At 44.4% G+C, this 810-nt stretch carries 1 protein-coding gene; it reads left to right on the forward strand.

Going from position 1 to position 810, the window contains the following annotated elements; all coding sequences use genetic code 11:
* On the forward strand, positions 1-596 hold a 596-nt coding region (gene istB / locus D1136_RS10790; RefSeq protein ID WP_161877623.1), incomplete at its 5' end, for an IS21-like element helper ATPase IstB.
* Positions 597-810 lie beyond the last annotated feature (214 nt).

The following is an 810-nucleotide window of genomic DNA, read 5'->3' on the forward strand; positions in this document are numbered from 1 at the left end:
GCAACAGGGCGATAGAGCGTGCCGTCAAGGCCGCCTCGTTCCGCTACAACGCCTCCCTGGAAGAAATGGACTACTCTTTTGAGAGGGGGCTGGACCAAAACCAGGTGGAGCGTCTGGCTGCCCTGACATTTGTAAAAGAGAGCAGGGACCTCTTCATTACCGGACCTACAGGAACCGGCAAAAGCTATCTGGCAACAGCGTTAGGCAACAAGGCCTGCCAGGAAGGATACAGAGTGCTCTACGCTTCCACGGCCAAACTGATGAGCACTCTAAAAATAGGCAAAGTGAAAGGTACTATATTGAACGACCTGAAGCGTATCGAAAGGATGGATTTGCTCATCCTGGATGATTTTTGCATGCAGTCCTTCGACTCGCAGTCAAGAGGCATACTGATGGATATTATAGAGGACAGGCATCAGAAAAGGTCCACCATGATAACTTCGCAGCTGCCTGTAAAGGGGTGGTATGACGCCATCGGAGAAAAAACGGTGGCCGATGCGATACTCGACAGACTGGTACACAACTCTCTCAGGGTTGAATTGTTCGGAGAGTCCATCAGAAAAAGGAAAACCAAGAATGAAGAAAGATATCTATGAGATTTTATACTATACACTATATCAACGTGTTGGAATTTATATGTATTTTTGTACAAAATCTATGAACCAAATTTGCAATTTTTTATAGAAAAACAGATAGAATAAAAGTTTAACTCGGGCTTTAATCTTCTATTTTAGACCCCATTCCCGATGAACAACTTTACACTTTTTTGAAGGAGGAACTTTAGGTGGTCACCTTCATCCGTTTTTAAGG

The organism is Odoribacter sp. Z80 (assembly GCF_009935865.1).
Lineage (GTDB): Bacteria > Bacteroidota > Bacteroidia > Bacteroidales > Marinifilaceae > Odoribacter.